Here is a 21,286-nt window from a genome sequence, read left to right on the forward strand (position 1 = left end):
GCTCACCTCAGCTTGAGACCTGCTTGCTTCTCGATGCTTTTCAGCGTGCCGATCGGGAGGTCTCGCGACGGATGAGGAACGGTCACTCGTCCCTTTTTGGACGGATGCTTGAATTGGACGTGGCTGCCCTTCTGGGCGATTTGAACCCACCCGTCCCGTTGCAGAACCGAGATCACGTCCCGACTGTTCATGTGTGTATTTATACACACACGGGCTTGGCGCGTCAACGTGGTCTGAAGGAATTCCGGCCGTCCGCTTCCGGTCTTTGTATCGCTGCTCCCGAGTATCGTCACACGCCACGGCTTAGACAGCCTTGCGACAGACCCTGCGTGCCGTTTCGGATAACGATAATTATGTTGACGGCTTCGGCAAATCAGCAGTAAAGTCCCGCTCGTTCCGTTGCGTCGGAGGGGACGTATCGCGGTCGTCACGGACGTCGGCAGCGGAATGCGGTGGGTGTGTCGGGTCGCAGCGTGGCGGATGCCGCGCCGACGAACGATCCGGCACGCACGGTGAAGTCGCGTGGTCCTGGCCTCCCGGTGCTGAGGTCAAGCCTGCGGGCGGTGCGCTGAGCGCGGCGTGCAGGTGATGGGGGCAAGACAGCCGGTCCCCAGGGAGATCGCGTATAAATCGTAAAACCATCGCGCAGGGAAGGCCGGGCGTGCTCGGCCAGACCTGTGGTACCTGCCGCCTGCATTTATTTCCGCAGGCGGGCCACGGGCGCGGCCAGCGCCCGGCCTTCCCTGCGCCCTTCTCTGTGGAGGGCGATGCCGAGATCAAAGCTCGGGTGCGAGATGCGCCGCGAGAACGAGGCGACGCGTCCGCGGTGTCGATTGCTGATGCAGATCGTCGTTGGAGCCATGAATGCGCCCCACCCTCCCCTGTCGTCCCGGACAAGCCGCAGCGCGCGGCAGCGCGTTGCGACGCCGATCCGGGATCCATACGCCGCGGCGGTCATGATGAGCAGAAAGCCTACGGCCAGCGTGCCTCGATCCGCACCCTGGGGGTATGGGTCCCGGCGTTCGCCGGGACGACAGCGGTGGCCTTCGGGACAGCCGGGGCCCACATCTTCCCGCGATGGCAAGATGCACGTTCTACCGAGGTCAGCCGATCAGACGAAGTCCGACAGGATGGGGCGACTACTCAGTCGAACAAACTCGACACCGACTCCTCCGCCGCGGTGCGGCCGATGGCTTCGGCAATCAGCGGGGCGATCGGGAGGGCGCGGATGTTCGGGGCGCCGCGGACGGCTTCGGTCGGCAGGATGGAGTCGGTGATGACGAGCTCCTTCAGCCGCGACGAGCTGATGCGGGTCGCGGCGCCGCCGGAGAGCACGCCATGGGTGATGTAGGCGTAGACGTCCTTGGCCCCGTATTTGAGCAGCGCATCGGCGGCGTTCACCAGCGTGCCGCCGGAATCGACGATGTCGTCGATCAGGATACAGGTGTGGCCGGAGACGTCGCCGATCACGTTCATGACCTCGGACTCGCCGGGACGCTCGCGGCGCTTGTCGACGATGGCGAGCGGCGCGTTGATGCGCTTGGCGAGGCCGCGAGCGCGCGCCACGCCGCCGACGTCGGGCGACACCACCATGACGTTGGAGAGGTCGAAGCGATCCTTGATGTCGCGCACCATCAGCGGCGCGGCGAACAGATTGTCGGTCGGGATGTCGAAGAAGCCCTGGATCTGGCCGGCATGCAAATCGAGCGTCATGACGCGGTCGACGCCGGCATGAGTGATGAGGTTGGCGACCAGCTTGGCCGAGATCGGCGTGCGCGAGCCGGATTTGCGATCCTGCCGGGCGTAGCCGAAATACGGAACCACGGCGGTGATGCGGCGCGCGGAGGCGCGGCGCAGCGCATCGGTGATGATCAGAAGCTCCATCAGAAGGTCGTTGGCCGGATAGGACGTCGACTGGATGATGAAGACGTCGGAGCCGCGGACGTTCTCCTGGATCTCGACGAAGATCTCCATGTCGGCGAAGCGCCGGACCACGGCCTTGGTCAGCTGCAGGCCGAGCTCGGACGCGATGGCCGCGGCGAGAGGCGGATTGGAGTTGCCGGCGACGAGTTTGATGGAGCCGTTCTTGGCCGACATCGCGATTTCTCCTCGCGTCTCGCTGGAGACCTTGTTCAGCATATCGGACTATCCGTGGAACCGGCGGTTTTACACGGGCGAGGTGATATCAAGGACATAGCGCGGCTGGCAACCCGCCGCTTGTGTTTTCCCGGTCAAAAAACGGCGCAAAATGCGCCGCTTTGCCTAATGGTCGGTGTAGCCGAGGGCGGCGACGCTGGTGCCGTCGGCGGCCGGCTCGGCGGCTGCGATCGCGGGGCCGCGCGAGGCTGGCGCCGCAGGAGGCGTGGTCCCGGCAGGGGCGCCGTTCAGCATGTTGCTGAGCCCGCTGAAGCCGGCCTGCGCGATCTTTCTCAGCACCATGTCGTCCACGGCACCCCAGGGATCGCGGCCGCCACGGCCGATCGGCTCCTCGCCGGACATCCGGAGAGCGCGCTGCTGATTGCGGTCGTAGACGTCGAACACCCAGGCGATCACGCTCTTGCCGCTAACGACCTGCGCCGAGAGATAGGTGCGGACGCGATAGGCGGCCGGCGCTTCGCGCGAAACGATCGCAAGGCTGCGCAGCTTGGACTCGCTGTCGAGCACGCTCACCATGCGGTCGAAGATCTGCGGCGGCGGGCCGTCGATCTGCTCGAAAGCGATGGTGGCGCCGTCGGACGACGGCGCCATGGCGTAGGCGTTCGCAGGACCACTGCTGCCGCTGCCGGCACAGCCTGCGAGCGTTGCGGCGGACGCGATCAGCAAAGCGGCAACGCAGGCGTGCTGCGCAGCGCGGCTGATCAGTCGAAGTGGTGTCGGCGCTCCCCTCATCATCGGGAGCGATATCGTTAAAATCGATTAACGTCTAGGTCGCCGCTGCCACAGATTGGGACAGAACGTCGTCAGTTGTAGAGAAAGGGTTAAGCAATCCACATGCAGCCACAATGGCGCCCAGCTTCAGCCTTCGAGCATGATCGCGTGCACGTGCCGGCCGTAGTCCGGTTCTTGACGGTGCACGGAGCGGCGGTAACTGAAGAAGCGCTCGTCGGCATAGGTGTCGAGGCCGAGGTCATCGATCAGCAGCACACCCGCTTTTTGCAGCCGCATCCGGATGAAGCCACCGAGATCGAACATCGCGTGCCCCTCTCGCTCGGCTGGCAAGAAGAAGCGCGCATGCTCGGCATCGTCGTCGATGAAGCGGGTGACGAACTCAGGCCCGACTTCGTAGCTCGGCTGCCGGATCAGGGGACCGATCGCGGCGATGATCTGTCCGCGCTCGGCGCCGAGCTCTTCCATCGCCTGCAGCGTGGCTTCGAGCACGCCGGTCAACGCGCCCTTCCAGCCGGCATGCGCCGCGCCGACGACGCGCTTGTGCGGATCGGCGAACAGGATCGGCCCGCAGTCGGCCGTGGTGACGCCGATCGCGAGATTGGGCGTGGCGGTGACCAGGGCATCCGCCTTCGGCCTGACGGCGCCGTCCCACGGACCGGTCGCCACCACGACGTCAGGCGAGTGGATCTGATGCACGCTGAGGAACTGCTCGGGCGCGACGCCCATCTGCGCCGCCATCCGGCGACGGTTTTCCCGCACGGCCTCCGGCACGTCGTTGGATCCGAGCCCGCCATTGAGGCCGGCATAGATGCCGTCGGACACTCCGCCCTCCCGGGTGAAGAAGGCGTGGCGCAGGCCGGGGATTGCGGACATCACATCCGATGACACCAGCATCATGCGCCTCCCGTCTTCTCGCTCGTGTGCTCGTCGCTGATCCCCGCGAGCATCGGAATCCCCGGGTCGGATACGCCGAGCACCTTGAACAGCGAGCCCATGCCGTCGCGGCCGCCGCCGGTCAGGCGCTTCAGCCCGCTCGCAATGTCGGCGGAGACCTCGGGCGAGGCCTTCTGCATCAGGGTCAGCGCCCGCGTCTCGATGCCGAGCCGCTGCAGGAATTCACCTTGGGTGATCGGCCCATGAACACGCGCGCCGACCGCTTCCGCCGACCGCGCCAGCGCATCGAAATCGACATGCGCGGTGATGTCGGCGAGCCCCGGCGTCTTCAGCGGGTCGGCAAAGCTGTGCCGGGCGATCGCCTGGAAGGTGTCGCCGACATCGCTGCGGACATGGCCGTAGTCGATGATGACCGCGGCGCCGCGCTGCTCGCGAATGCGCTTGGCGATCGCCATGATCTCGGTGTTCGGCCGCCATTCGAAGATCGCGCCCGACGGAGCGGCGCGCACCAGCGGCGACAGCAGCAGCTCGAAGCCCGGCGTCGGGTCCGCGGCCGTGCCATAGACGAAGTTCTCCTCCTCATCGAGCTCGACGACGCGCTCGTGCCAGCCGGTTTCGCGCCTCACCACCTGGTGCACCGGCAGCACGTCGAAATACTCGTTGGCGAAGATGACGCTCGGCCCCTCCGGCACGTCGTCGAAATTGTCGTGCCAGGTGACGTTGCGCAGGCCGGTCAAGGTCGCCTTCTGTTTCTCACGCAGCACCGGGTTGATCTCGACGAGGTGCACCGAGATCGTCTGGTAGAGCGGCGGCAGCACGCGCAGCGCGCGCAGCGCATCCGACATCATGGTGCCGCGGCCCGGCCCCAGCTCGATCAGCCGGAACTGCTGCGGCGAACCCGAGGCTTTCCAGATCGAGGCCGCCCACAGGCCGAGCAGCTCGCCGAACATCTGGCTCACCTCCGGCGCAGTGGTGAAGTCGCCCTCGCGTCCCAGCGGATCGCGCGCGATGTAGTAGCCGTGCTCCGGATGCGTCAGGCACAGCTCCATGTAGCGCCAGACCGGCATCGGTCCCGACGCCTTGATCAGCCGCTTGAGCTCGGTGTGGAGCGGAGAGGTTTCGATCACGGCTGGGCCTGCAGCGCGGGAGTGGCGTGATGAACACCGGGCTTGCGCAGCGCCCTGATCACCAGGATCGCGCCGACGATCAGCATCGGCACCGACAGGATCATGCCCATGGTGAGATGGCGCCAGAAGAAGCCGAGCTGCTCGTCCGGCTCGCGGAAAAACTCACTGACGATGCGGGCCACACCATAAAGACCGATGAAGCTGCCGAGGATCAGGCCCGGGCGCCTCAACGCGCCGAACCGGATCATGATCGCGAGCACGATGAACAGCACGATGCCTTCGAAACCGGCCTCGTAGAGCTGGCTCGGATGGCGCGGCAGATGGGTCGGATCGCGCGGGAAGATCATCGCCCAGGGCACGCTGGAATCGGCCGGGCGGCCCCACAATTCACCGTTGATGAAGTTGGCGATGCGGCCGAGCAGCAGGCCGATCGGGGCAACCGCGGTGGTGATGTCGCCGAGCGACAGGATCGGCAGGCCGTTGCGGCGGGCGAACCAGATCACCGCGACGACGCAGCCCATGAAGCCGCCGTGGAACGACATGCCGCCATTCCACAGCTGCAAGATCTCGAGCGGGTGCTTGATGAAGTGCGGCAGGTTGTAGAACAGCACGTAGCCGGTGCGGCCGCCGAGGATGATGCCGAGCGTGGCCCACAGGATGAAGTCGTCGAGTTGGATCAGCGACACCGGCGCCGGGCCGCCCCACAGCCGCTCCTTCTTGAGCAGCGAGCGGGCATAGAGCCAGCCGATCACGATCCCGCAGATATAGGCCAACGCGTACCAGCGGATCGCCAGGGGGCCGACCGCGATCGCCACGGGATCGAACACGGGGAAGTCGATGAGGAGAGGCGTCATTCACAGGCTTTCGTGGGCACGCGTTCCGTTGTCCGGACGCACGCGAGCGAGACGGGCTTTGAACAGGCCCTCGCCGCAGGGGCGGCGCGATGCCGTCCAGGGCCGCTCATACAGCGCGGCGGGCCGACGCAACAAGTACGATGACAAGGAAACCGCGGCGTGACAAGACGGGCCCATCTTGAAGGCGGCGGGATGGATCGCCATTCTGTGATCGAGCGCGTCGCGGAGAGCGGAGTTTGAGCATGACCCAGACCAACAACCGGTTTTTCGACGAGATCGGCCGCCTGATGAACGACGCCGCCGGCGCCGCGCAGGGCATGAAGCGGGAGGTCGACTCCGTCATCCGCAACCAGGCCGAAAAGATCCTGAACGACCTGGACATCGTGAAGCGCGAGGAGTTCGAGGCAGTCAAGGACATGGCCCGGCTCGCCCGCGAGGAGAACGAGGCGCTGAAGGCCCGGATCGCGGCGCTCGAGGCCAAGCTGGGCGGGGCGGCCGGCGGTCAACCGGGCACCGGCAGCGCGGACGGCTGAGGCCGGGCGGACAGCCGCGGGGCGGAAGCATGGGGCCATCGGCCCCTTCATTTCCTTGTCATTTCCCGGGTTTGCCGCTAGAACGCCGCCACGTCCGCGGCCCCCGCACCCCTGGAGGCTTGCCGAAGGACCGTCCAGCAACGGGCCGCATTGCGGCCTTTAACTTTTTAAAACAAGGACTTGAGCAAGATGGCGACCGTCAGAGAACTGAAGGCGACCGCCCGTCCGTCAGTCGGCAAGGGGGCCGCACGGGCAGAGCGTCGCGCCGGGAGAGTGCCCGGAGTGATTTATGGAGACAACCAGCCCCCCCTGCCGATCTCGGTGGAAGACCGCGAGCTGCGCCAGCGCATCCTCGCCGGCCGGTTTCTGACCACGATCTTCGACATCAGCCTCGACGGCAAGAAGCACCGGGTGATCCCGCGCGACTTCCATCTCGATCCGGTCAAGGACTTCCCGATCCACGTCGACTTCATGCGGCTCGGCCAGGGCGCGACCATCCGCGTCAGCGTACCGCTGCACGTGGTGGGCTCGGAAGGCGCGCCGGGCGTGAAGCGTGGCGGCACGGTCAACATCGTGACCCACACGCTGGACCTCGAGTGCCTCGCGGAGAACATCCCGCAGTTCATCGAGGCCGATGTCAGCGCGCTGGAAATCAACCACTCGCTGCACATCTCCGACGTCAAGCTGCCGACCGGCGTCAAGACGCTGTCGCGCGATGACTCGACGCTCGTCACCATCGTGCCGCCGTCGGGCTATGGCGAGGAGCAGAAAGCCGCTGCTGGCGCTGCCGCGGCTCCCGCTGCTGCCGCTCCGGCTGCCGGCGCCAAGGCTCCTGCCGCCGCCGCGAAGGCCCCTGCTGCCGCCGCCAAGGCCCCCGAGAAGAAGAAGTAAGCCGATCCGCTGTCGGGGCGCGCGGGCTTACCTCGCGCGCTCCGAAAGCGACGGCAGGTCCCGGTGCCGCGCCATGCTGCTGTTCGTCGGTCTCGGCAATCCCGGCGCGAAATATGCGCGCAACCGGCACAATATCGGCTTCATGGCCGTGGACGAGATTTCCCGGCGCCACCGCTTCTCGCCCTGGCGCCGCCGGTTTCAGGGCGAGACCTCCGAAGGCACGCTCGACTCCGAGCGCGTCATCCTGCTGAAGCCGACCACCTATATGAACGAATCCGGCCGCGCGGTGCAGGAAGCCGCCAGCTTCTTCAAGCTCGGCGTCGGCGACGTCACCGTGTTTCAGGACGAACTCGAGCTTGCCCCGGGCAAGCTGCGCGTCAAGGTCGGCGGCGGCATTGCCGGACATAACGGGCTGCGCTCGATCTCCGCGCATCTCGGCAACGACTATCGCCGCGTCCGGCTCGGCATCGGCCATCCCGGCGTCAAGGAGCTGGTGCACGGCCACGTGCTGTCGGACTTCGCCAAGAGCGAGATGCCCTGGGTCGAGGCGCTGTGCGAGGCGGTGGCCGACAATGCTGAATTGTTGACGGGCAAGCGCGACTCCACCTTCGCCAACAAGGTGCATCTGGCGTTGCAGGCCAAAGGTTTTCTGGACAAGGGCGACGCCGGCGCCGCGTGAGGCGCGCGCGGTTGTTGCCTCGAAGAGGATGCGAGACGGATCATGGGATTCAAATGCGGGATCGTCGGCCTGCCCAACGTCGGCAAGTCGACGCTGTTCAACGCGCTGACGGAGACGGCGGCGGCGCAGGCGGCGAACTATCCGTTCTGCACCATCGAGCCGAATGTCGGCGAGGTCGCCGTGCCCGATCCGCGGCTTGAGAAGCTCGCGGCGATCGCCAAGTCCGGCCAGATCATTCCGACGCGGCTGACCTTCGTCGATATCGCCGGCCTCGTGCGTGGCGCCTCCAAGGGTGAAGGCCTCGGCAACCAGTTTCTCGCCAACATCCGCGAGGTCGACGCGATCGCGCATGTCGTGCGCTGCTTCGAGGATTCCGACATCACCCATGTCGAGGGCAAGATCGCGCCGCTCGCCGACATCGAGACCATCGAGACCGAGCTGATGCTCGCCGATCTCGACAGCCTCGAAAAGCGCGTCGACAATCTCGCCAAGAAGGCCAAGGGCGGCGACAAGGACGCCAAGGAGCAGCACGACCTCGTCACCCGCGCGCTGGTTCTGCTGCGCGACGGCAAGCCGGCGCGGCTGCTGGAGCGCAAGCCGGAGGAGGAGCGCGCCTTCGGCATGCTCGGCCTGTTGAGTTCGAAGCCGGTGCTCTACGTCTGCAACGTCGAGGAAGGCTCGGCCAAGGACGGCAACAGCTTCTCGCAGGCGGTGTTCGCGCGCGCCAAGGAGGAGGGCGCGATCGCCGTGGTGATCTCGGCCAAGATCGAATCGGAGATCGCGACCCTGTCGCGCGAGGAGCGCGTCGACTTCCTGGATACTTTAGGGCTCGAAGAGGCCGGCCTCGACCGGCTGATCCGCGCCGGCTATCAGCTGCTCGACCTGATCACCTACTTCACGGTCGGTCCGAAGGAGGCGCGTGCCTGGACCATCCACCGCGGCACCAAGGCGCCGGCGGCGGCGGGCGTCATCCACACCGATTTCGAGAAGGGGTTCATCCGCGCCGAGACGATCGCCTATGCCGACTACGTGGCGCTTGGCGGTGAAGCAGGCGCGCGCGAGGGCGGCAAGTTGCGGCTCGAGGGCAAGGAATATGTGGTCGCCGACGGCGACGTGATGCACTTCCGCTTCAACAACTAACGGCGCCGCATGGGGCGGACTACATCCGCCCCTGCTCGCGGATCGCGCCGAGATGCTCGTTGATGCGGAAGACGATCAGCACGAACTCCGCGATGATGCGCGAGAACACCATGCCGACGATGATGCCGGCGAGTGACGACAGCAGCATCAGGAAACCGCCGAACGGGCTGATCGCCATCTCGGACAGGCCCGTGAAAACGCCGCGAATGCCCGACAGGATGATCAGCACGATCACCAGCCAATAAAACGTCTTGATGATGGTGGGCGTGATGAAGCGGTCCCACTGGAACAAATCGCGAAATTCCAACATCCTGATCCCCCAGCACCTTCCGAATCGCAACGCACAACCGTCTTTAAGTCCTGCTCGAATCCGGCGCCAGCCGACATCAGCGGCGCGGATCTCAGCCCGGTATCAGGCGCCTTCTGGCGCTCTCTCTAGGACGCGACCGGGCGTCAGCCATGCGAGCGGCCCGGTTGTGATTGCTGCAAAGTGCGGCCACAATCGGGCTTCTTTCAGCCATTCCCGACCTCATGACCCTCACCTTCGAAGATTTTCCGCAAGGCCCGTTCGGCAGCTTCGGCCCGCGACACGTCACCCGCGACGAGATCATCGCTTTCGCCTCCGAGTTCGATCCGCAACCGATGCATCTGGACGAAGAGGCCGCCAAGCAGTCGATGCTCAACGGCCTCTCTGGGTCCGGCTGGCATCTGTGCTCGCTGATGATGCGCATGATGTTCGACGGCTTCATCGGCCACACCGCCTCGCTCGGCTCGCCGGGTGTGAACGAGGTGCGGTGGCTGTCGCCGTTGCGGCCGGATGACGAATTGATGCTCGATGTCGAGGTCATCGAGGCGCGGGTGTCGCGGAGCCGCCCGTCGACCGGGATCGTCACCTTCAAATGCGGCGTGCGCAACAAGGCCGGTGAGAGGCTGTGTGAGATGGTCTCTCCGATCATCGTCGAGCGCCGTGCAGCCGGCGCGGAGGTGGCCTGATGCGCTTCTTCGAGGATCTTGAGATCGGCCAGCGTCGCGAACTCGGCTCCTACACGTTCACGGCCGAAGAGATCATCCGGTTCGCGCGACAGTTTGATCCGCAGCGCTTCCACCTCGATGAGGAGGAAGGCCGCAACTCGCTGTTCGGCGGGCTGGCCGCCTCGGGGTGGCACATCGGCTCGGTCTGCATGAAGCTGATCGTCGCCGACAACCAGCGGCTTGCAGAGCTTGCGCGATCGCGCGGCGAGCCGGTTTCGGTCGGCGGACCGTCGCCTGGATTCCGCGAGCTGCGCTGGCTCAAGCCGGTGCTCGCAGGCGATACGATCGCCTTCTCCAGTGAGATTGATTCGCTACGCGCCTCCGCCTCGCGTCCGCAGTGGGGCATCCTGCAAGCGCGCAATACCGGCATCAATCAGCGCGGCGAGTTGGTGTTCTCAGTGCTCGCATCGGCATTTGTCCCGCGACGGAACAACCGTTGAGGCGAAAAGGTCACGCTGCGTAGGATTGTCTGCGCGGAACGAACTTCGCGCTAACGCATTCTGAACCCGGACTCTATAAGACAGCCCATCAGGGATCAGGATGTGGGGGATGAGTATGGCAGATCGCAGTGGTCTGAAACTCCTCGGCTTTATCTTTGCCAGCGTGACGCTCGCAGTGATGCTCGCCACGGGAATGGTCGTAAAGGGATACGCCGACGGTTCGTATTCGTTGGAGACGTCGGCTTCGGTCGAAGAGTGACGAACTTAAGAGTTCGTTAACGCCGAACGGCAAGAACGACGAACGGCGCAGCCCTCGTCCCGGCGGTCTACCGGCTCCAGATGAGCACCATGACCGCCATCGCAATCACCAGCAATCCGACGAAGCGGACCATGATGGTCCCGATCCGCTGAGGCTCCGGCCTCAGGGGGATCGGATCGGTTTTTTCCGGCCGGATCGTTTCCATGGAATTGACAGCCCCCGAACACACTCGCCCGCAAACAAATGGGCAGGAGTTGGTCGCGACGCTGTCGAACAACGTTCAACACTGGTCATTGCAATGAGAAAAGCCGCCGCGCGATGCCTCGCACGGCGGCTCTATTCCTCTCAGGAAAGATCGCTCAGCTGCTGCGCAGCCCGTCGGCGGCGCGCTTCCACTGCGTGACGTTCTCGGCGATCGCCCGGGTCGACTTCATCGCCGCCTGGCTGAGCTGGGCGTAGCTCGCGATCTCGCGCTGAACGCGCTGGCCCTCGGCGTGCAGCAGTTCGCGCAGGCTCTCGAGCTCGCCGATCAGGTTCTCGATCTCCGACAAAGACGTACCCGCCACGCGCTGAATCAACGTGGTGACGCTGTTGACGGCCGCGTCGGCATCGATGGCAGCCTCGGCCGTGGCAGCAGCATTGGGGCGGCGCAGATAGGCGATGTCATTACGCACGAAATCACGAATGCCGGCCTCGACTTCGGAGACCGCAGCGAGATCCGTGTCCAGCTCGGTTTCAGTTCCATCGATCTTGTCCGGACGAATGGCATTCATCGGCTATTTCCTCATTTCGCGTTCAAGCGAGCGCGGTGTCCCCGCACGACGAACTTCTCAAAGCCTATCAGTGCGGCCAAATTGGGCCGCAACGCGGCGAACCTGCGGCGATGGTTCGATCATTCGTGGCAGGCTGCCGCAATTCGCCGGGCTTACCAGCTGCGTTTGAACCCCGCCGAGATGCTCTTGCTGGTCCCGCCTTGCGGCGTCTCGCTGACCGAGCCGGATACGCTGAGACCATCCGACAGCTTCTGCTCAGCGCCGATCTTGCGCAGCCATTTATCATCGCTCGAGGACAATGTCTGTCCGGCCGTGACGCTCGTGCCCGTATCCTGGATCGAGAGCTTCGCGGATTGCTCGGTATCGAAGCTGCGACTGGTCTTCGGCGCCGCGCCGGGAATCGGCACCATGCCCTGCTGCGTGACGTTGTAGCCGTTCTGCAGAGTCAGATTGTAATGATCGATCGGCACGGCCTTGGTGATGGTGGTGCCGAGCCGGCTCTGATCGGAGCCGGGATCGACGCGGGCCTCGATGGCGGTCTTGTCCCAGATCGAGCCGGCGCCCGGTGCGGTAACGGCCGCCCAGGCCGAGCCCCCGGATTGAGGAGCGCTGCCGCCGTTCTCGGCCTTCTCCGCCAGCAACTCCGACATCGTGGTCGGCTGCCGCGCGACCGTCATGTCGGCGCCGACGCGCGCGTCCCAAAACGGCGATACGGACTGCTTGACCGAGACACCCGAGGCAAGGCTGCCCTTGTTCTGATTGGACCAGTCAAGCGAGGCCGCCTTCTCTGCGGCTGCCTTGCGCTTCGCCGCGGCGGCTGCTTCAGGGCGATCCAGAAACGTCAGTTCGTCGATCGCGAGCTGGCTCCAGTCGAGCTTGTCGACGTCGATGTCCTTCATCGGGTCGGCTGCTGCCACCTGATCTTCGGGCTTGCCGCCGTCCTCGTCCTGGGGCTCCGGCGCAATCTGCTGCCAGGGGGCGATCTGCAGCGGCTGCGGCGCCTGCATCAGCGTCTGCGCGTGCCCGGCGGACGCAAGAAGTCCGATGCCGGCCGTTACAACCGCCAGCGCGCAACCATACGATCTCATGAGAGCAACCCCCGCCGCCCGAACCTGTCTGCCGGAATATGGTGGAATCTTGGCGCAAAATTATGACCGCGCCAGTCACGAAGTGTTGGGTTGTGGAAAGCCGAAATGCAATCCGCGCACGCCCCAGCAGTCGGTACGCGTCTCAGGCGAAGCTGCCGATCCGCGGCAGGTCGATCGGCCGGCCGAGCGTCTGCTCGACGAGATCGAACGTGTCGATCAGGATGCGCAGCCGCGCCAGCTTGCCAGCGCGGAATTGCATGAATTGAGCAAGGCGAGCCGTGATCGGCCTGTCGGAATCCTGTGTCGTCATCGCGCATTTGACCATCGTTGCCGCGCCGCTCTCGTCCAGCATCAGCGTCTCGCGGTCGAGCTTGCGAATGTGGACGTTATCGGCGATCTGCCGAACCGTCTCGAGTACGGCATCCTTGCCCAAGCGGGCGCCGAGGAAAGGAAACATGTCGATGGGCCCATAGATGGCCCAATCGATTTCGTCGTCGAGAATCGCAGCGAGGTCGTCGAGATGGCGTTCGTTGATCGCGCGATGCAATGCGCGCGACAGACGCCAGAGGCTATGCTCCGTCATCTTCCTGGTCATCCTGATCTGGCTTGCAAGGCGGCGCGCCGGCCCTCAGGCGACATGGTCGTGATGTCGCGGCAGGGCGCCCAATTTATTTTCTCTATGCTCCCCTCATACGCCAGCCTGACGCACGCGCAACGAGTGTTTTTGCATTGCACAAATGCGCCCTGCCTTGCCGCAAGCGAGTTGGAGTCGTTGAGATCTCGTTAACCGTGCTGTCGAGGCATCTGCTGGCGCGCCAGCGCAAGCTCGTGATCGCGGAAGGCCGCGATCCCGAACAGGGTCGCGCCCCCCAGTCCCCCGATCAGGGCTCCAAGCGGCATGAACGTGAAGAACACCAGCATGCCGGCATAGCCTTCGAATTCGCTGGTGCTGAACAGCTCGATCCAGGCCAGGCCAAGGCCTACTCCGACCGTCGCGCCGCCCACGACGCCCATCACCAGTCCTGCCATCGCCAGGAAAGCGATCTTCATATGCATCGATGCCCCATCAACCACCCGCTGATGGGTTCCCGCCGCCTGCCGCAGGTTCAATGTCCCGAGCGGGAGTTTGCTGACGTTTGCGTGATCGGGCCGGATGGTCCGGGCAGCCGCCGCCCTGGCCGCCGAATCAGGGCCGGGCAGTCCCCGCAATCAGCAACCGGCTGAGGTCGCATTCGAGCACCTGCTGCACCAGGTCGAACGTATCCATGATCTCGCGGATGCGGCTGATCCGGCCATCCCGCAGCGTGTAGAAGGCGGCGAGGTCGTACTGCACGATACGGTCGTTGTCGCGCTTGCGCAGGAAGATGCGGAGGTCGGCGGCGACCTGGTCGCCTTCGCAGATCATCGTCTTGATCTCGTGCCTGACGTCGGCATAGCGGCTGCGGCCGGCCTCCCACATCTGCCTGACCTCGGCCTTGCCGTGGCGTCGCCCGAGATGGGGAAAGATGTCGATCGGGGCCGAGGCGAAGTGCTCGAGGTCGTCGGTGCAATGAGCCAGCACGGCGTCGAAATCGCCGGCGGCATGAGCCTCGAGCAGCTTGCGCACGCGCTGCTTGTTGATGTGCTCGATCATCCTGTCTCCACTGACCGGAAGCCCTTGTCCGCGCCCTTCGTTCTGGAGAGATTGGCTGGGGAGCGTCAATCGCGGAGCGCCAGCCTACAGTGACAATGCGCCGACACGGTGAATCGAAGCTTGGCATTCGTTCCTGCGCGCTATCAAATCTTCCGACCGGAAGGTCACGGTCAGGGTACCTCGCCGCTCACAGGGCGGAACCACGCCGCAGAGCCGTCGTTAGAGAGCATCATGTCCAGCGGAGCTCGATGATGAAAACCATGCTTGCCCTGTCCGTTGCAGCCGTCGCGCTGCTGTCCGCCCCGGCTGCCGAGGCCAAGGGCTGCATCAAGGGCGCCATCGTCGGCGGCGTCGCCGGCCATTATGCAGGCCATCACGGCGTGCTCGGCGCGGCTGCGGGCTGCCTGTATGGCCGCCACCGCGCCAAGGAGCAGGATCGTCAGCAGCAGCAGGGCCAGGTCAACGGCCAGGGCCGGACATAGTTGGCGGCCGGCGTCGCCCGGCATTGACGGCACGCTTCGTCAGCGTTCGGTAACACCCCCGGTGTGACGCGCGTCACGGTGCACACGGGGTGCGCGGGCTACATGGGAGCGGTCGGGTCCTCGTCGAGGACCGCCGCAACCGGACATTCAGCCATGCACGCCGTCTCATCGCCCAGCTCGTCTGCGCCGAAAGCCCCCCTGCTCAACCTGCTCGAAGGAATGGCGCTGACCGCGCTGTTTCAGGCGATCCCGACCTATGCCGGCGCCGCGCTGATCCTCAAGCTGGCGCGCAGCCATACGCTGCATACGAGCATCATCGGCTTCGTTGCAATCGCGACCATCATTCACGTGCTGATGACATCTGCCGCCGGTCCCCGCTATCCGCATGTGCTCAAGCAAGCGTATGCCGCAGAGTTTTACGACGCGACCCTCGGTCTTGCCGACAAGGTGCTGCGCTGGCGCATGCAGCCCGAAGCTTCGCTGCAACTGCTGAGCTCGACGGTGATGTTGGCGATCCTGTCGATCGCCGCGCTCGCGATGGGCTGAGGCCACGCGAATCCGCTGTGTGCAGCCGCGTCAGGATTGCGCAAGCGGCCCGCAGGAGCGGCCCACACTTAACCACCAAAGCCAATCGTCTTGCGCAGCCGAATGGCTTCCGTCACAACATCCTCTGGAGACGCCACCGGACAACAACAAGAACACTTCGAGCCACTGCCTTTCATGTTCAGCGCCATCGAACGCCCCGCCGGCCCGCCGCCTCCGCTCAGCCAGATCGCCGGCGATTTCGGTCCGCTCTATGCGACCCACGGCTTCATCGGCTGGCTGTTCGCCATCACCGGTCCCGTCGCCATCATCCTCTCGGTCGGCGCCAATGGCGGACTATCGCAGGCCGAGATCGCGTCGTGGATCTTCGGCGTGTTCTTCATCAACGGCCTGATCACGCTGGTGTTGTCGTGGCGGTACCGTGAGCCGCTGGTGCTGTTCTGGACCATTCCCGGCACCGTGCTGGTCGGCCAGTCGCTGACGCATCTCAGCTTCGCGCAGGTGGTCGGCGCGTTCTACGGCACCGCGCTGCTGATGTTCATTCTCGGGCTCTCCGGCTGGGTCAAGCGCGCGATGCAGCTGGTGCCGAGGCCGATCGTGATGGGCATGGTCGCCGGCGTCTTCCTGCGCTTCGGCCTCGATCTGGTGCGCGCCGTGCTGGCCGAATTCGCCATCGCCGGTCCGATGGTTGTCGTCTGGCTGATGCTGACGGCGTTGCCGGCGCTTGGCCGGCGCTGTCCGCCGATCATCGGCGCGCTCGTGATCGGCACGGTGGCGGCGATCGTGCTCGGCAAATACGACCACAGCGCCTCGCTGCAGATGGCGCTGATCCGTCCCGTGATCCCGACGCCCTCCTTCTCACTACCGGCCATGATCGAGCTGATCGTACCGCTCGCGGTGACCGTGCTCGTCGTGCAGAACGGCCAGGGATTTGCCGTGCTGACCGCCGCCGGGCACAAGCCGCCGGTCAACCTGGTCACGGTCGCCTGCGGCATCGGCTCGGCGCTGGCGGCCATCGTCGGCGGCGTCTCGACCTGTCTCACTGGCCCGACCAATGCCATCGTCGTCGCCGGCGGCGAGCCCAAGCGCCATTATACCGCAGCGATGGCGGTCGGCGTGCTCGCCCTCGGCTTCGGCCTGTTGGCACCGACCTTCACGACGCTGCTGCTGATCGCGCCGAAAGCGCTGATCACCGCGCTCGCCGGCCTCGCCATGCTGCGCGTGCTGCAGACGGCGTTCGTCACCGCGTTCAAGACGCGCTTCTCCCTCGGAGCTCTCACAGCCTTTCTCGTCACGGTCGCTGACGTGCCGCTGCTGAACATCGGCGCGGCGTTCTGGGGTCTCGTGGCCGGCTTTGCGCTCTCGTGGCTGCTGGAGCGTGCTGACTTCGCGGCCGGCGCGCAGGATTGAACGGCAGCGCTCTCGCTGCATCGCATCACGTTCGATCGTGACATCTGCGCACATCGCGCAACGCCCTGTTGCAGCGCCGCTCAATCGCGCTACACTTCCCAACCAAACAAAAAATCTTCTGGGAGGATACTGATGACCGCGATCACGCGCCGCAACATGCTTGCGGGCACGGCAGCAGCGGGCGCGCTGGCGCTCACCGGCCAGCCGGCCTGGTCGGAGCCGCAGTGGAAGAAATATGCCGGCACCAAGCTCGAGGCGATGCTGATCAAAGGGCCCCGCGGCGACAATGCCCAGAAATATCTCAAGGAATTCACCGCGCTGACCGGCATCGAGGTCGAGTCCGAGCAGATCCCGGAGCAGCAGCAGCGGCAGAAGGTGGTGATCGAGCTGTCGTCGGGCAAGCCGAGCTTCGACGTGGTCCATTTGAGCTATCACGTACAGAAGCGGCAGTTCGAGAAGGCCGGCTGGCTCGCCGATGTCACTGACATGATGAAGGATCCGAACCTCACGGCGCCGGACCTCGTCCCCGCCGATTTCTCCGCCGCGGGCCTCACTTACGCCAGCAACGACAAGGGCCGCATGTTCTCGCTGCCATGGTCGGTGGACTACTTCATCCTCTACTACAACAAGGAGCTGTTCGCGAAGAAGGGCGTCGAGGTGCCGAAGACGCTCGACGAGATGGTCACCGCGGCGCAGAAGCTGACCGATCCGAAGGACGGCACCTTCGGCTTCGTCGGCCGCGGCCTGCGCAACGCCAACATGACGTTGTGGACCAACTTCTTCCTCAATTATGGCGGCGAGTTCCTCGACGCCAAAGGCAACATTCTCACCGATGGTCCGGAAGCGGTCGAGGCGACCAAGCTCTATCAGAAGCTGCTGACGACCTGCGCGCCTCCCGGCGTCGCCGGCTTCAACTGGATGGAGTCGATGGCCTCGTTCACGCAAGGCCGCTCGGCGATGTGGATCGACGGCGTCGGCTGGGCGCCGCCGCTGGAAGACCCCAATGCCTCGCGCGTCGTCGGCAAGGTCGGCTACACCGTGGTGCCGGCTGGTCCCAAGGGGCAGTACTCGGCGACCTATGGCGACGGCGTCGGCATCCCCGCGGCGTGCAAGAACAAGGAGGCGGCCTGGCTGCTGTGCCAATGGATGGTCTCGAAGGCGCAGGGCGCGCGGCTCGTGCAGGCCGGCGGCGGCGTGCCGTTCCGCAACTCCGTGCTCAACGATGCCGGCATTCAGAGCGGAGTGAAGATGCCGAAGGAATGGCTGCAGTCGGCGATCGACTCCGGCAAGATCTCGAAGCTCGGCCTGCCCGTGGTCATTCCGGTCGCCGAATTCCGCGATCTCGTCGGCGCGGCGCTAACCGCCACGCTCTCGGGCGCCGATCCCGCGACCGAGCTGAAGAAGGCGCATGAGCAGTTCCGCCCGATCCTGGAGCGCAGCGAAAAAGCGTGAGCACGATCGTCGAACAGGCTGGCGCGGCAGCGGAAGTTGCTGCGCCTGAGCGCGCGTTGCGGCTGCCGTCGTATTGGCCGTTCGTGGTGCCCGCGCTGATCACCGTGCTCGCGGTGATCATCTTCCCCTGGCTGTTCACGATCTGGATGAGTTTTCAGGAGTGGAAGGTCGGTTCGCCCACGACCTTCGTCGGACTGTCGAACTATCTGCGGCTGCCCGCCGATCCGCGCTTCGTCGAAGCGATCGGACACACGCTGTCCTACACGGCGCTGTCGGTGCTGCTGCCGCTGGTGCTCGGCACCTTCGCGGCGGTGATCTTCCACGCCCGCTTTCCCGGACGCGGGCTGCTGCGGGCGCTGTTCATCATGCCGATGATGGCGACGCCGGTGGCGATCGCGCTGGTGTGGACGATGATGTTCCACCCGCAGCTCGGCATCCTGAACTACTTGTTGTCACTCATCGGCCTGCCACCGCAGCTCTGGGTGTTCCACCCGGGCACCGTGATCCCGTCGCTGGTGCTGGTCGAGACTTGGCAGTGGACGCCGCTGGTCATGCTGATCGTGCTCGGCGGCATCGCCTCGCTGCCGACCGAGCCGTATGAGAGCGCGCAGATCGACGGCGCCTCGACCTGGCAGATGTTCCGCTACATCACCCTGCCCTTGATCATGCCGTTCCTGTTCATCGCCGCCATGATTCGCGCGATCGACGCGATCAAGAGCTTCGACATCATCTTCGCGATCACGCAAGGCGGCCCCGGCTCGGCGTCGGAGACGATCAACCTGTATCTCTACAGCGTCGCCTTCGTCTATTACGACCTCGGCTATGCCTCGGCGATCGCCGTTGTGTTCTTCGCCCTGATCATCGCGCTGACCGCGCTGCTGCTGGTGCTGCGCCGGCGCGCGCAATGGAATGCGCTGGGGAGCGAGACATGAGCGTCAACACCCTGCTCGGCCGTCTCGGACTCGCCTTCGGCGTCTTCCTCATCGTCTCGCCGGCGATCCTGTTCTTCCTCTGGATGATCTCGCTGTCGGTGAAGTTCGAGGTCGACAACGCCGCCTATCCGCCGGTGTTCTGGCCGGAGCATTTCGCCTGGAAGAACTACACCGACGTGCTGTCGTCGAATCGGTTCTTCACCTATTTCAAGAACAGCCTGCTGGTCACCGGCGGCGCCACCGCGCTGGCGATGCTGGTCGGCGTGCCCGCCGGCTACGGCATCGCGCGAATGGCCGCACACAAATCCGCGATCGTGATCCTGATCGCGCGTATCACGCCGGGACTGTCCTATTTGATTCCGCTGTTCCTGCTGTTTCAGTGGCTCGGCCTGCTCGGCACCCTCTGGCCGCAGATCATCATCCACCTCGTCGTCACCGTGCCGATCGTGATCTGGATCATGATCGGCTATTTCGAGACCACGCCGATCGAGCTGGAGGAAGCCGCGCGCATCGACGGCGCCACGCGCTGGCAGGTCTTCCGCCATGTGGCCTTGCCGGTGGCCAAGCCCGGATTGGCCGTCGCCTTCATCCTCGCCGTGATCTTCTCGTGGAATAATTTCGTGTTCGGCATCGTGCTGGCGGGCCGCGAGACGCGCACTTTGCCGGTCGCTGTCTACAACATGATCTCGTTCGATCAGCTGAGCTGGGGCCCGCTCGCGGCTGCTGCGCTGATCGTAACGCTACCGGTGCTGCTGCTGACGGTCACGGCACAACGGCAGATCGTCGCGGGCCTGACTGCTGGCGCGGTCAAAGGAGGATAATCATCATACTTTTGAGGTCGCGCGAGCGGCTGGCAGCACGCGTATAATGCATGCCAGCGACAACCCGCGGCAGAAACTCCAGCCTGCCTTCGTCAGGCCACAGTCTGCCCCTTGGTTGTCGCTGATGGAACCCGGATTCGTCCAAAGGTGATCACCGCTTGCGGCGATCGCCTTGTGGGTTTCATCGCGTAGTGACGGCTTCGTTTCAGCCGGATTCCACCGCGTAGCGCGACCGTCCAAAGCCGGGTTGGCAACCCGCTAGGTCGATCGTGCTGCATGTTGCCACCCGCTGAACCGCCCGACGAATACAGACTCATGCCGTCCGATCGCGACGCACCTGCGCCAGACCGACTGAATGCCCTGTTGCAGACCGAGCTCCTGGACTCACCGCCAGAGCCCGGTTTCGACCGCGTGACGCGTCTGACAACGCGGCTCTTGCAGGCCCCCGCCGCGATCATCGCGCTGGTCGACCGCGATCGGCAGTTCTTCAAGAGCTCGGTCGGGCTGTGTGAGCCGTGGGCGTCGCTGCGCGAGACGCCGCTCAGCCACTCGTTCTGCCAGCACGTCGTGACCTCGGCCGAGCCGCTGGTCGTCAGCGACGCCAAGCAGCACCCGCTGGTGAAGGACAATCTCGCGATCCCGAGCCTTGGCGTTAACGCCTATCTCGGCGTGCCCCTGAAGCTGCCGAGCGGCGAGGTGATCGGTGCGCTCTGCGCCATCGATCACGAACCGCGGCCGTGGAGCGAGGACGACATCACCCAGATCACGGAGCTCAGCGAGATCGTCATGGACGAGATCGCGCTGCGCACCGAGAATGCGCGCCGGCGCAGCATCGAGCAGCATCAGCGCGTGCTGGTGCATGAGCTCAATCACCGGGTCAAGAACACGCTGGCATTGGTGGACAGCGTGATCGCGCTCAGCATCCGCGCCGCCCCCGCGCTCACCGATTTCGGAGAGGTGCTGCGCGGCCGCATCGCGGCACTGACCCGCAGTCACGCCTTGGCGCTGGACCGCGGTCGCGAGGCCATCGCGCTCGACGCGCTGGTCTGCGCCGAGCTAGCGCCGCTGCAATCCGATCGCGTCACCGTCGATGGCCCTGCGGTGCAGCTGTCGCCGGGCATCGCGCTGTATCTGTCGATGGGGCTGCACGAGCTCGTCACCAATGCCGTGAAATACGGCGCGCTGTCCAACGAGGCAGGACGGGTGGCGCTGAGCTGGACGCACCTCGATGACCGGCTCAGACTGGCATGGCAGGAGAGCGACGGACCCGAGGTGACGCCGCCGGCCCGCAACGGCTTCGGCTCGCTGCTGTTCGAACGCATCCTCGGCGCGGCCTTGAAGGGCCAGGTGACGCGCGACTTTGCCGCGGACGGGCTGAAGGTGACGTTCGACCTGCCCGTCTCGGTGTGACAGA

General features: G+C 65.2%; 27 protein-coding genes. 14 read left to right on the forward strand and 13 right to left on the reverse strand.

Going from position 1 to position 21,286, the window contains the following annotated elements; all coding sequences use genetic code 11:
• Positions 1-2: 2 nt before the first annotated feature.
• From BRAD285_RS26865 to lgt, 6 genes are all read right to left on the reverse strand, one after another.
• Entirely contained in the window at positions 3-191 is a 189-nt protein-coding gene (locus BRAD285_RS26865) for a type II toxin-antitoxin system HicA family toxin (RefSeq protein ID WP_006609255.1), read from the reverse strand.
• A 952-nt stretch (positions 192-1,143) separates the two neighbouring features.
• A complete protein-coding gene (locus tag BRAD285_RS26875; RefSeq protein ID WP_006609256.1) occupies positions 1,144-2,097 on the reverse strand; it encodes a ribose-phosphate pyrophosphokinase in 954 nt (317 codons plus the stop codon).
• Between the two features lie 165 nt (positions 2,098-2,262).
• Entirely contained in the window at positions 2,263-2,892 is a 630-nt protein-coding gene (locus BRAD285_RS26880; protein ID WP_006609257.1) for a hypothetical protein, read from the reverse strand.
• Positions 2,893-3,015: 123 nt separating this feature from the next.
• Positions 3,016-3,762, reverse strand: a complete 747-nt coding sequence (gene pgeF, locus BRAD285_RS26885; RefSeq protein ID WP_006609258.1) for a peptidoglycan editing factor PgeF — start codon at positions 3,760-3,762, stop codon at positions 3,016-3,018.
• 20 nt (positions 3,763-3,782) lie between these two features.
• Positions 3,783-4,910 (reverse strand): class I SAM-dependent methyltransferase, encoded by a 1,128-nt coding sequence (locus BRAD285_RS26890; RefSeq protein ID WP_006609259.1) that lies wholly within the window; start codon positions 4,908-4,910, stop codon positions 3,783-3,785.
• On the reverse strand, positions 4,907-5,764 hold the full coding sequence (gene lgt, locus BRAD285_RS26895; RefSeq protein ID WP_006609260.1) for a prolipoprotein diacylglyceryl transferase: 858 nt from the start codon (positions 5,762-5,764) through the stop codon (positions 4,907-4,909). The genes BRAD285_RS26890 and lgt overlap by 4 nt, the downstream gene beginning before the upstream one ends.
• A gap of 242 nt (positions 5,765-6,006) precedes the next feature.
• Between lgt and BRAD285_RS26900 the strand changes: the two genes are divergently transcribed.
• From BRAD285_RS26900 to ychF, 4 genes are all read left to right on the forward strand, one after another.
• Positions 6,007-6,297, forward strand: coding sequence for an accessory factor UbiK family protein (locus tag BRAD285_RS26900; protein WP_006609261.1), 291 nt, complete (start codon positions 6,007-6,009; stop codon positions 6,295-6,297).
• 189 nt (positions 6,298-6,486) lie between these two features.
• A complete protein-coding gene (locus BRAD285_RS26905) occupies positions 6,487-7,188 on the forward strand; it encodes a 50S ribosomal protein L25/general stress protein Ctc (RefSeq protein ID WP_083846314.1) in 702 nt (233 codons plus the stop codon).
• Positions 7,189-7,261: 73 nt separating this feature from the next.
• On the forward strand, positions 7,262-7,867 hold the full coding sequence (pth, locus tag BRAD285_RS26910) for an aminoacyl-tRNA hydrolase (RefSeq protein ID WP_006609263.1): 606 nt from the start codon (positions 7,262-7,264) through the stop codon (positions 7,865-7,867).
• A gap of 42 nt (positions 7,868-7,909) precedes the next feature.
• On the forward strand, positions 7,910-9,007 hold the full coding sequence (ychF, locus tag BRAD285_RS26915) for a redox-regulated ATPase YchF (protein WP_006609264.1): 1,098 nt from the start codon (positions 7,910-7,912) through the stop codon (positions 9,005-9,007).
• Positions 9,008-9,026: 19 nt separating this feature from the next.
• Here ychF and BRAD285_RS26920 read toward each other — a convergent pair whose 3' ends face one another.
• Positions 9,027-9,317 carry a DUF4282 domain-containing protein gene (locus tag BRAD285_RS26920; protein WP_035644382.1) on the reverse strand — a complete coding sequence of 97 codons (291 nt, stop codon included), beginning with the start codon at positions 9,315-9,317 and terminating at the stop codon, positions 9,027-9,029.
• A 221-nt stretch (positions 9,318-9,538) separates the two neighbouring features.
• On the opposite strand from BRAD285_RS26920, the gene BRAD285_RS26925 reads away from it, so the two are divergent.
• The 3 genes from BRAD285_RS26925 to BRAD285_RS35500 all read left to right on the forward strand — a co-directional run bounded on the left by BRAD285_RS26925 (position 9,539) and on the right by BRAD285_RS35500 (position 10,738).
• Complete coding sequence (locus tag BRAD285_RS26925) at positions 9,539-10,000, forward strand: MaoC family dehydratase (protein ID WP_035644385.1); 462 nt, start codon at positions 9,539-9,541, stop codon at positions 9,998-10,000.
• The gene (locus tag BRAD285_RS26930; RefSeq protein ID WP_006609267.1) at positions 10,000-10,479 is read left to right on the forward strand and encodes a MaoC family dehydratase; all 480 of its coding nucleotides are present in this window, start codon (positions 10,000-10,002) and stop codon (positions 10,477-10,479) included. The genes BRAD285_RS26925 and BRAD285_RS26930 overlap by 1 nt, the downstream gene beginning before the upstream one ends.
• 109 nt (positions 10,480-10,588) lie before the next feature.
• On the forward strand, positions 10,589-10,738 hold the full coding sequence (locus tag BRAD285_RS35500) for a hypothetical protein (RefSeq protein ID WP_157681694.1): 150 nt from the start codon (positions 10,589-10,591) through the stop codon (positions 10,736-10,738).
• 67 nt (positions 10,739-10,805) lie between these two features.
• Here the strand turns inward: BRAD285_RS35500 and BRAD285_RS35905 are convergent, their stop codons facing one another.
• The 6 genes from BRAD285_RS35905 to BRAD285_RS26955 form a co-directional block, all read right to left on the reverse strand.
• The gene (locus BRAD285_RS35905) at positions 10,806-10,943 is read right to left on the reverse strand and encodes a hypothetical protein (protein WP_172889818.1); all 138 of its coding nucleotides are present in this window, start codon (positions 10,941-10,943) and stop codon (positions 10,806-10,808) included.
• Between the two features lie 154 nt (positions 10,944-11,097).
• Positions 11,098-11,511: a hypothetical protein gene (locus BRAD285_RS26935; RefSeq protein ID WP_006609269.1), complete on the reverse strand. Its 414-nt coding sequence runs from the start codon at positions 11,509-11,511 to the stop codon at positions 11,098-11,100.
• 152 nt (positions 11,512-11,663) lie between these two features.
• Positions 11,664-12,599: a hypothetical protein gene (locus BRAD285_RS26940; protein ID WP_006609270.1), complete on the reverse strand. Its 936-nt coding sequence runs from the start codon at positions 12,597-12,599 to the stop codon at positions 11,664-11,666.
• A gap of 142 nt (positions 12,600-12,741) precedes the next feature.
• The gene (locus BRAD285_RS26945) at positions 12,742-13,182 is read right to left on the reverse strand and encodes a nuclear transport factor 2 family protein (RefSeq protein WP_035644388.1); all 441 of its coding nucleotides are present in this window, start codon (positions 13,180-13,182) and stop codon (positions 12,742-12,744) included.
• Positions 13,183-13,382: 200 nt separating this feature from the next.
• Positions 13,383-13,649: a hypothetical protein gene (locus BRAD285_RS26950; protein ID WP_006609272.1), complete on the reverse strand. Its 267-nt coding sequence runs from the start codon at positions 13,647-13,649 to the stop codon at positions 13,383-13,385.
• A 136-nt stretch (positions 13,650-13,785) separates the two neighbouring features.
• Positions 13,786-14,232: a nuclear transport factor 2 family protein gene (locus BRAD285_RS26955; RefSeq protein WP_035644390.1), complete on the reverse strand. Its 447-nt coding sequence runs from the start codon at positions 14,230-14,232 to the stop codon at positions 13,786-13,788.
• Positions 14,233-14,483: 251 nt separating this feature from the next.
• Here BRAD285_RS26955 and BRAD285_RS26960 point away from each other — a divergent pair, with 251 nt between their 5' ends.
• The 7 genes from BRAD285_RS26960 to BRAD285_RS26990 all read left to right on the forward strand — a co-directional run bounded on the left by BRAD285_RS26960 (position 14,484) and on the right by BRAD285_RS26990 (position 21,282).
• On the forward strand, positions 14,484-14,714 hold the full coding sequence (locus BRAD285_RS26960) for a hypothetical protein (protein WP_035644398.1): 231 nt from the start codon (positions 14,484-14,486) through the stop codon (positions 14,712-14,714).
• A 153-nt stretch (positions 14,715-14,867) separates the two neighbouring features.
• Positions 14,868-15,260, forward strand: coding sequence for a hypothetical protein (locus BRAD285_RS26965; protein ID WP_063828190.1), 393 nt, complete (start codon positions 14,868-14,870; stop codon positions 15,258-15,260).
• Positions 15,261-15,434: 174 nt separating this feature from the next.
• A complete protein-coding gene (locus BRAD285_RS26970; protein ID WP_006609277.1) occupies positions 15,435-16,667 on the forward strand; it encodes a benzoate/H(+) symporter BenE family transporter in 1,233 nt (410 codons plus the stop codon).
• Positions 16,668-16,799: 132 nt separating this feature from the next.
• Complete coding sequence (locus BRAD285_RS26975; protein WP_006609278.1) at positions 16,800-18,119, forward strand: sugar ABC transporter substrate-binding protein; 1,320 nt, start codon at positions 16,800-16,802, stop codon at positions 18,117-18,119.
• The gene (locus BRAD285_RS26980) at positions 18,116-19,051 is read left to right on the forward strand and encodes a carbohydrate ABC transporter permease (protein WP_006609279.1); all 936 of its coding nucleotides are present in this window, start codon (positions 18,116-18,118) and stop codon (positions 19,049-19,051) included. The genes BRAD285_RS26975 and BRAD285_RS26980 overlap by 4 nt, the downstream gene beginning before the upstream one ends.
• A complete protein-coding gene (locus BRAD285_RS26985; protein ID WP_006609281.1) occupies positions 19,048-19,872 on the forward strand; it encodes a carbohydrate ABC transporter permease in 825 nt (274 codons plus the stop codon). The genes BRAD285_RS26980 and BRAD285_RS26985 overlap by 4 nt, the downstream gene beginning before the upstream one ends.
• A gap of 315 nt (positions 19,873-20,187) precedes the next feature.
• Positions 20,188-21,282 carry an HWE histidine kinase domain-containing protein gene (locus tag BRAD285_RS26990; RefSeq protein WP_006609282.1) on the forward strand — a complete coding sequence of 365 codons (1,095 nt, stop codon included), beginning with the start codon at positions 20,188-20,190 and terminating at the stop codon, positions 21,280-21,282.
• Positions 21,283-21,286: the final 4 nt, after the last annotated feature.

The organism is Bradyrhizobium sp. ORS 285, assembly GCF_900176205.1.
GTDB lineage: Bacteria > Pseudomonadota > Alphaproteobacteria > Rhizobiales > Xanthobacteraceae > Bradyrhizobium.

What these genes read in the sequence shown, in the direction of transcription:
- BRAD285_RS26880 (WP_006609257.1), bottom strand. Translation starts at nt 2,892, where the DNA reads ATGATGAGGGGAGCGCCGACACCACTTCGACTGATCAGCCGCGCTGCG.
- BRAD285_RS26990 (WP_006609282.1), top strand. Translation starts at nt 20,188, where the DNA reads ATGCCGTCCGATCGCGACGCACCTGCGCCAGACCGACTGAATGCCCTG.
- BRAD285_RS26955 (WP_035644390.1), bottom strand. Translation starts at nt 14,232, where the DNA reads ATGATCGAGCACATCAACAAGCAGCGCGTGCGCAAGCTGCTCGAGGCT.
- BRAD285_RS26865 (WP_006609255.1), bottom strand. Translation starts at nt 191, where the DNA reads ATGAACAGTCGGGACGTGATCTCGGTTCTGCAACGGGACGGGTGGGTT.
- BRAD285_RS35905 (WP_172889818.1), bottom strand. Translation starts at nt 10,943, where the DNA reads ATGGAAACGATCCGGCCGGAAAAAACCGATCCGATCCCCCTGAGGCCG.
- BRAD285_RS26875 (WP_006609256.1), bottom strand. Translation starts at nt 2,097, where the DNA reads ATGTCGGCCAAGAACGGCTCCATCAAACTCGTCGCCGGCAACTCCAAT.
- BRAD285_RS26920 (WP_035644382.1), bottom strand. Translation starts at nt 9,317, where the DNA reads ATGTTGGAATTTCGCGATTTGTTCCAGTGGGACCGCTTCATCACGCCC.
- lgt (WP_006609260.1), bottom strand. Translation starts at nt 5,764, where the DNA reads ATGACGCCTCTCCTCATCGACTTCCCCGTGTTCGATCCCGTGGCGATC.
- BRAD285_RS26905 (WP_083846314.1), top strand. Translation starts at nt 6,487, where the DNA reads ATGGCGACCGTCAGAGAACTGAAGGCGACCGCCCGTCCGTCAGTCGGC.
- BRAD285_RS26950 (WP_006609272.1), bottom strand. Translation starts at nt 13,649, where the DNA reads ATGAAGATCGCTTTCCTGGCGATGGCAGGACTGGTGATGGGCGTCGTG.
- BRAD285_RS26900 (WP_006609261.1), top strand. Translation starts at nt 6,007, where the DNA reads ATGACCCAGACCAACAACCGGTTTTTCGACGAGATCGGCCGCCTGATG.
- ychF (WP_006609264.1), top strand. Translation starts at nt 7,910, where the DNA reads ATGGGATTCAAATGCGGGATCGTCGGCCTGCCCAACGTCGGCAAGTCG.
- BRAD285_RS26925 (WP_035644385.1), top strand. Translation starts at nt 9,539, where the DNA reads ATGACCCTCACCTTCGAAGATTTTCCGCAAGGCCCGTTCGGCAGCTTC.
- BRAD285_RS26945 (WP_035644388.1), bottom strand. Translation starts at nt 13,182, where the DNA reads ATGACGGAGCATAGCCTCTGGCGTCTGTCGCGCGCATTGCATCGCGCG.
- pth (WP_006609263.1), top strand. Translation starts at nt 7,262, where the DNA reads ATGCTGCTGTTCGTCGGTCTCGGCAATCCCGGCGCGAAATATGCGCGC.
- BRAD285_RS26940 (WP_006609270.1), bottom strand. Translation starts at nt 12,599, where the DNA reads ATGAGATCGTATGGTTGCGCGCTGGCGGTTGTAACGGCCGGCATCGGA.
- BRAD285_RS26985 (WP_006609281.1), top strand. Translation starts at nt 19,048, where the DNA reads ATGAGCGTCAACACCCTGCTCGGCCGTCTCGGACTCGCCTTCGGCGTC.
- BRAD285_RS26975 (WP_006609278.1), top strand. Translation starts at nt 16,800, where the DNA reads ATGACCGCGATCACGCGCCGCAACATGCTTGCGGGCACGGCAGCAGCG.
- BRAD285_RS26970 (WP_006609277.1), top strand. Translation starts at nt 15,435, where the DNA reads ATGTTCAGCGCCATCGAACGCCCCGCCGGCCCGCCGCCTCCGCTCAGC.
- BRAD285_RS26930 (WP_006609267.1), top strand. Translation starts at nt 10,000, where the DNA reads ATGCGCTTCTTCGAGGATCTTGAGATCGGCCAGCGTCGCGAACTCGGC.
- BRAD285_RS26935 (WP_006609269.1), bottom strand. Translation starts at nt 11,511, where the DNA reads ATGAATGCCATTCGTCCGGACAAGATCGATGGAACTGAAACCGAGCTG.
- BRAD285_RS35500 (WP_157681694.1), top strand. Translation starts at nt 10,589, where the DNA reads ATGAGTATGGCAGATCGCAGTGGTCTGAAACTCCTCGGCTTTATCTTT.
- BRAD285_RS26960 (WP_035644398.1), top strand. Translation starts at nt 14,484, where the DNA reads ATGAAAACCATGCTTGCCCTGTCCGTTGCAGCCGTCGCGCTGCTGTCC.
- BRAD285_RS26965 (WP_063828190.1), top strand. Translation starts at nt 14,868, where the DNA reads ATGCACGCCGTCTCATCGCCCAGCTCGTCTGCGCCGAAAGCCCCCCTG.
- pgeF (WP_006609258.1), bottom strand. Translation starts at nt 3,762, where the DNA reads ATGTCCGCAATCCCCGGCCTGCGCCACGCCTTCTTCACCCGGGAGGGC.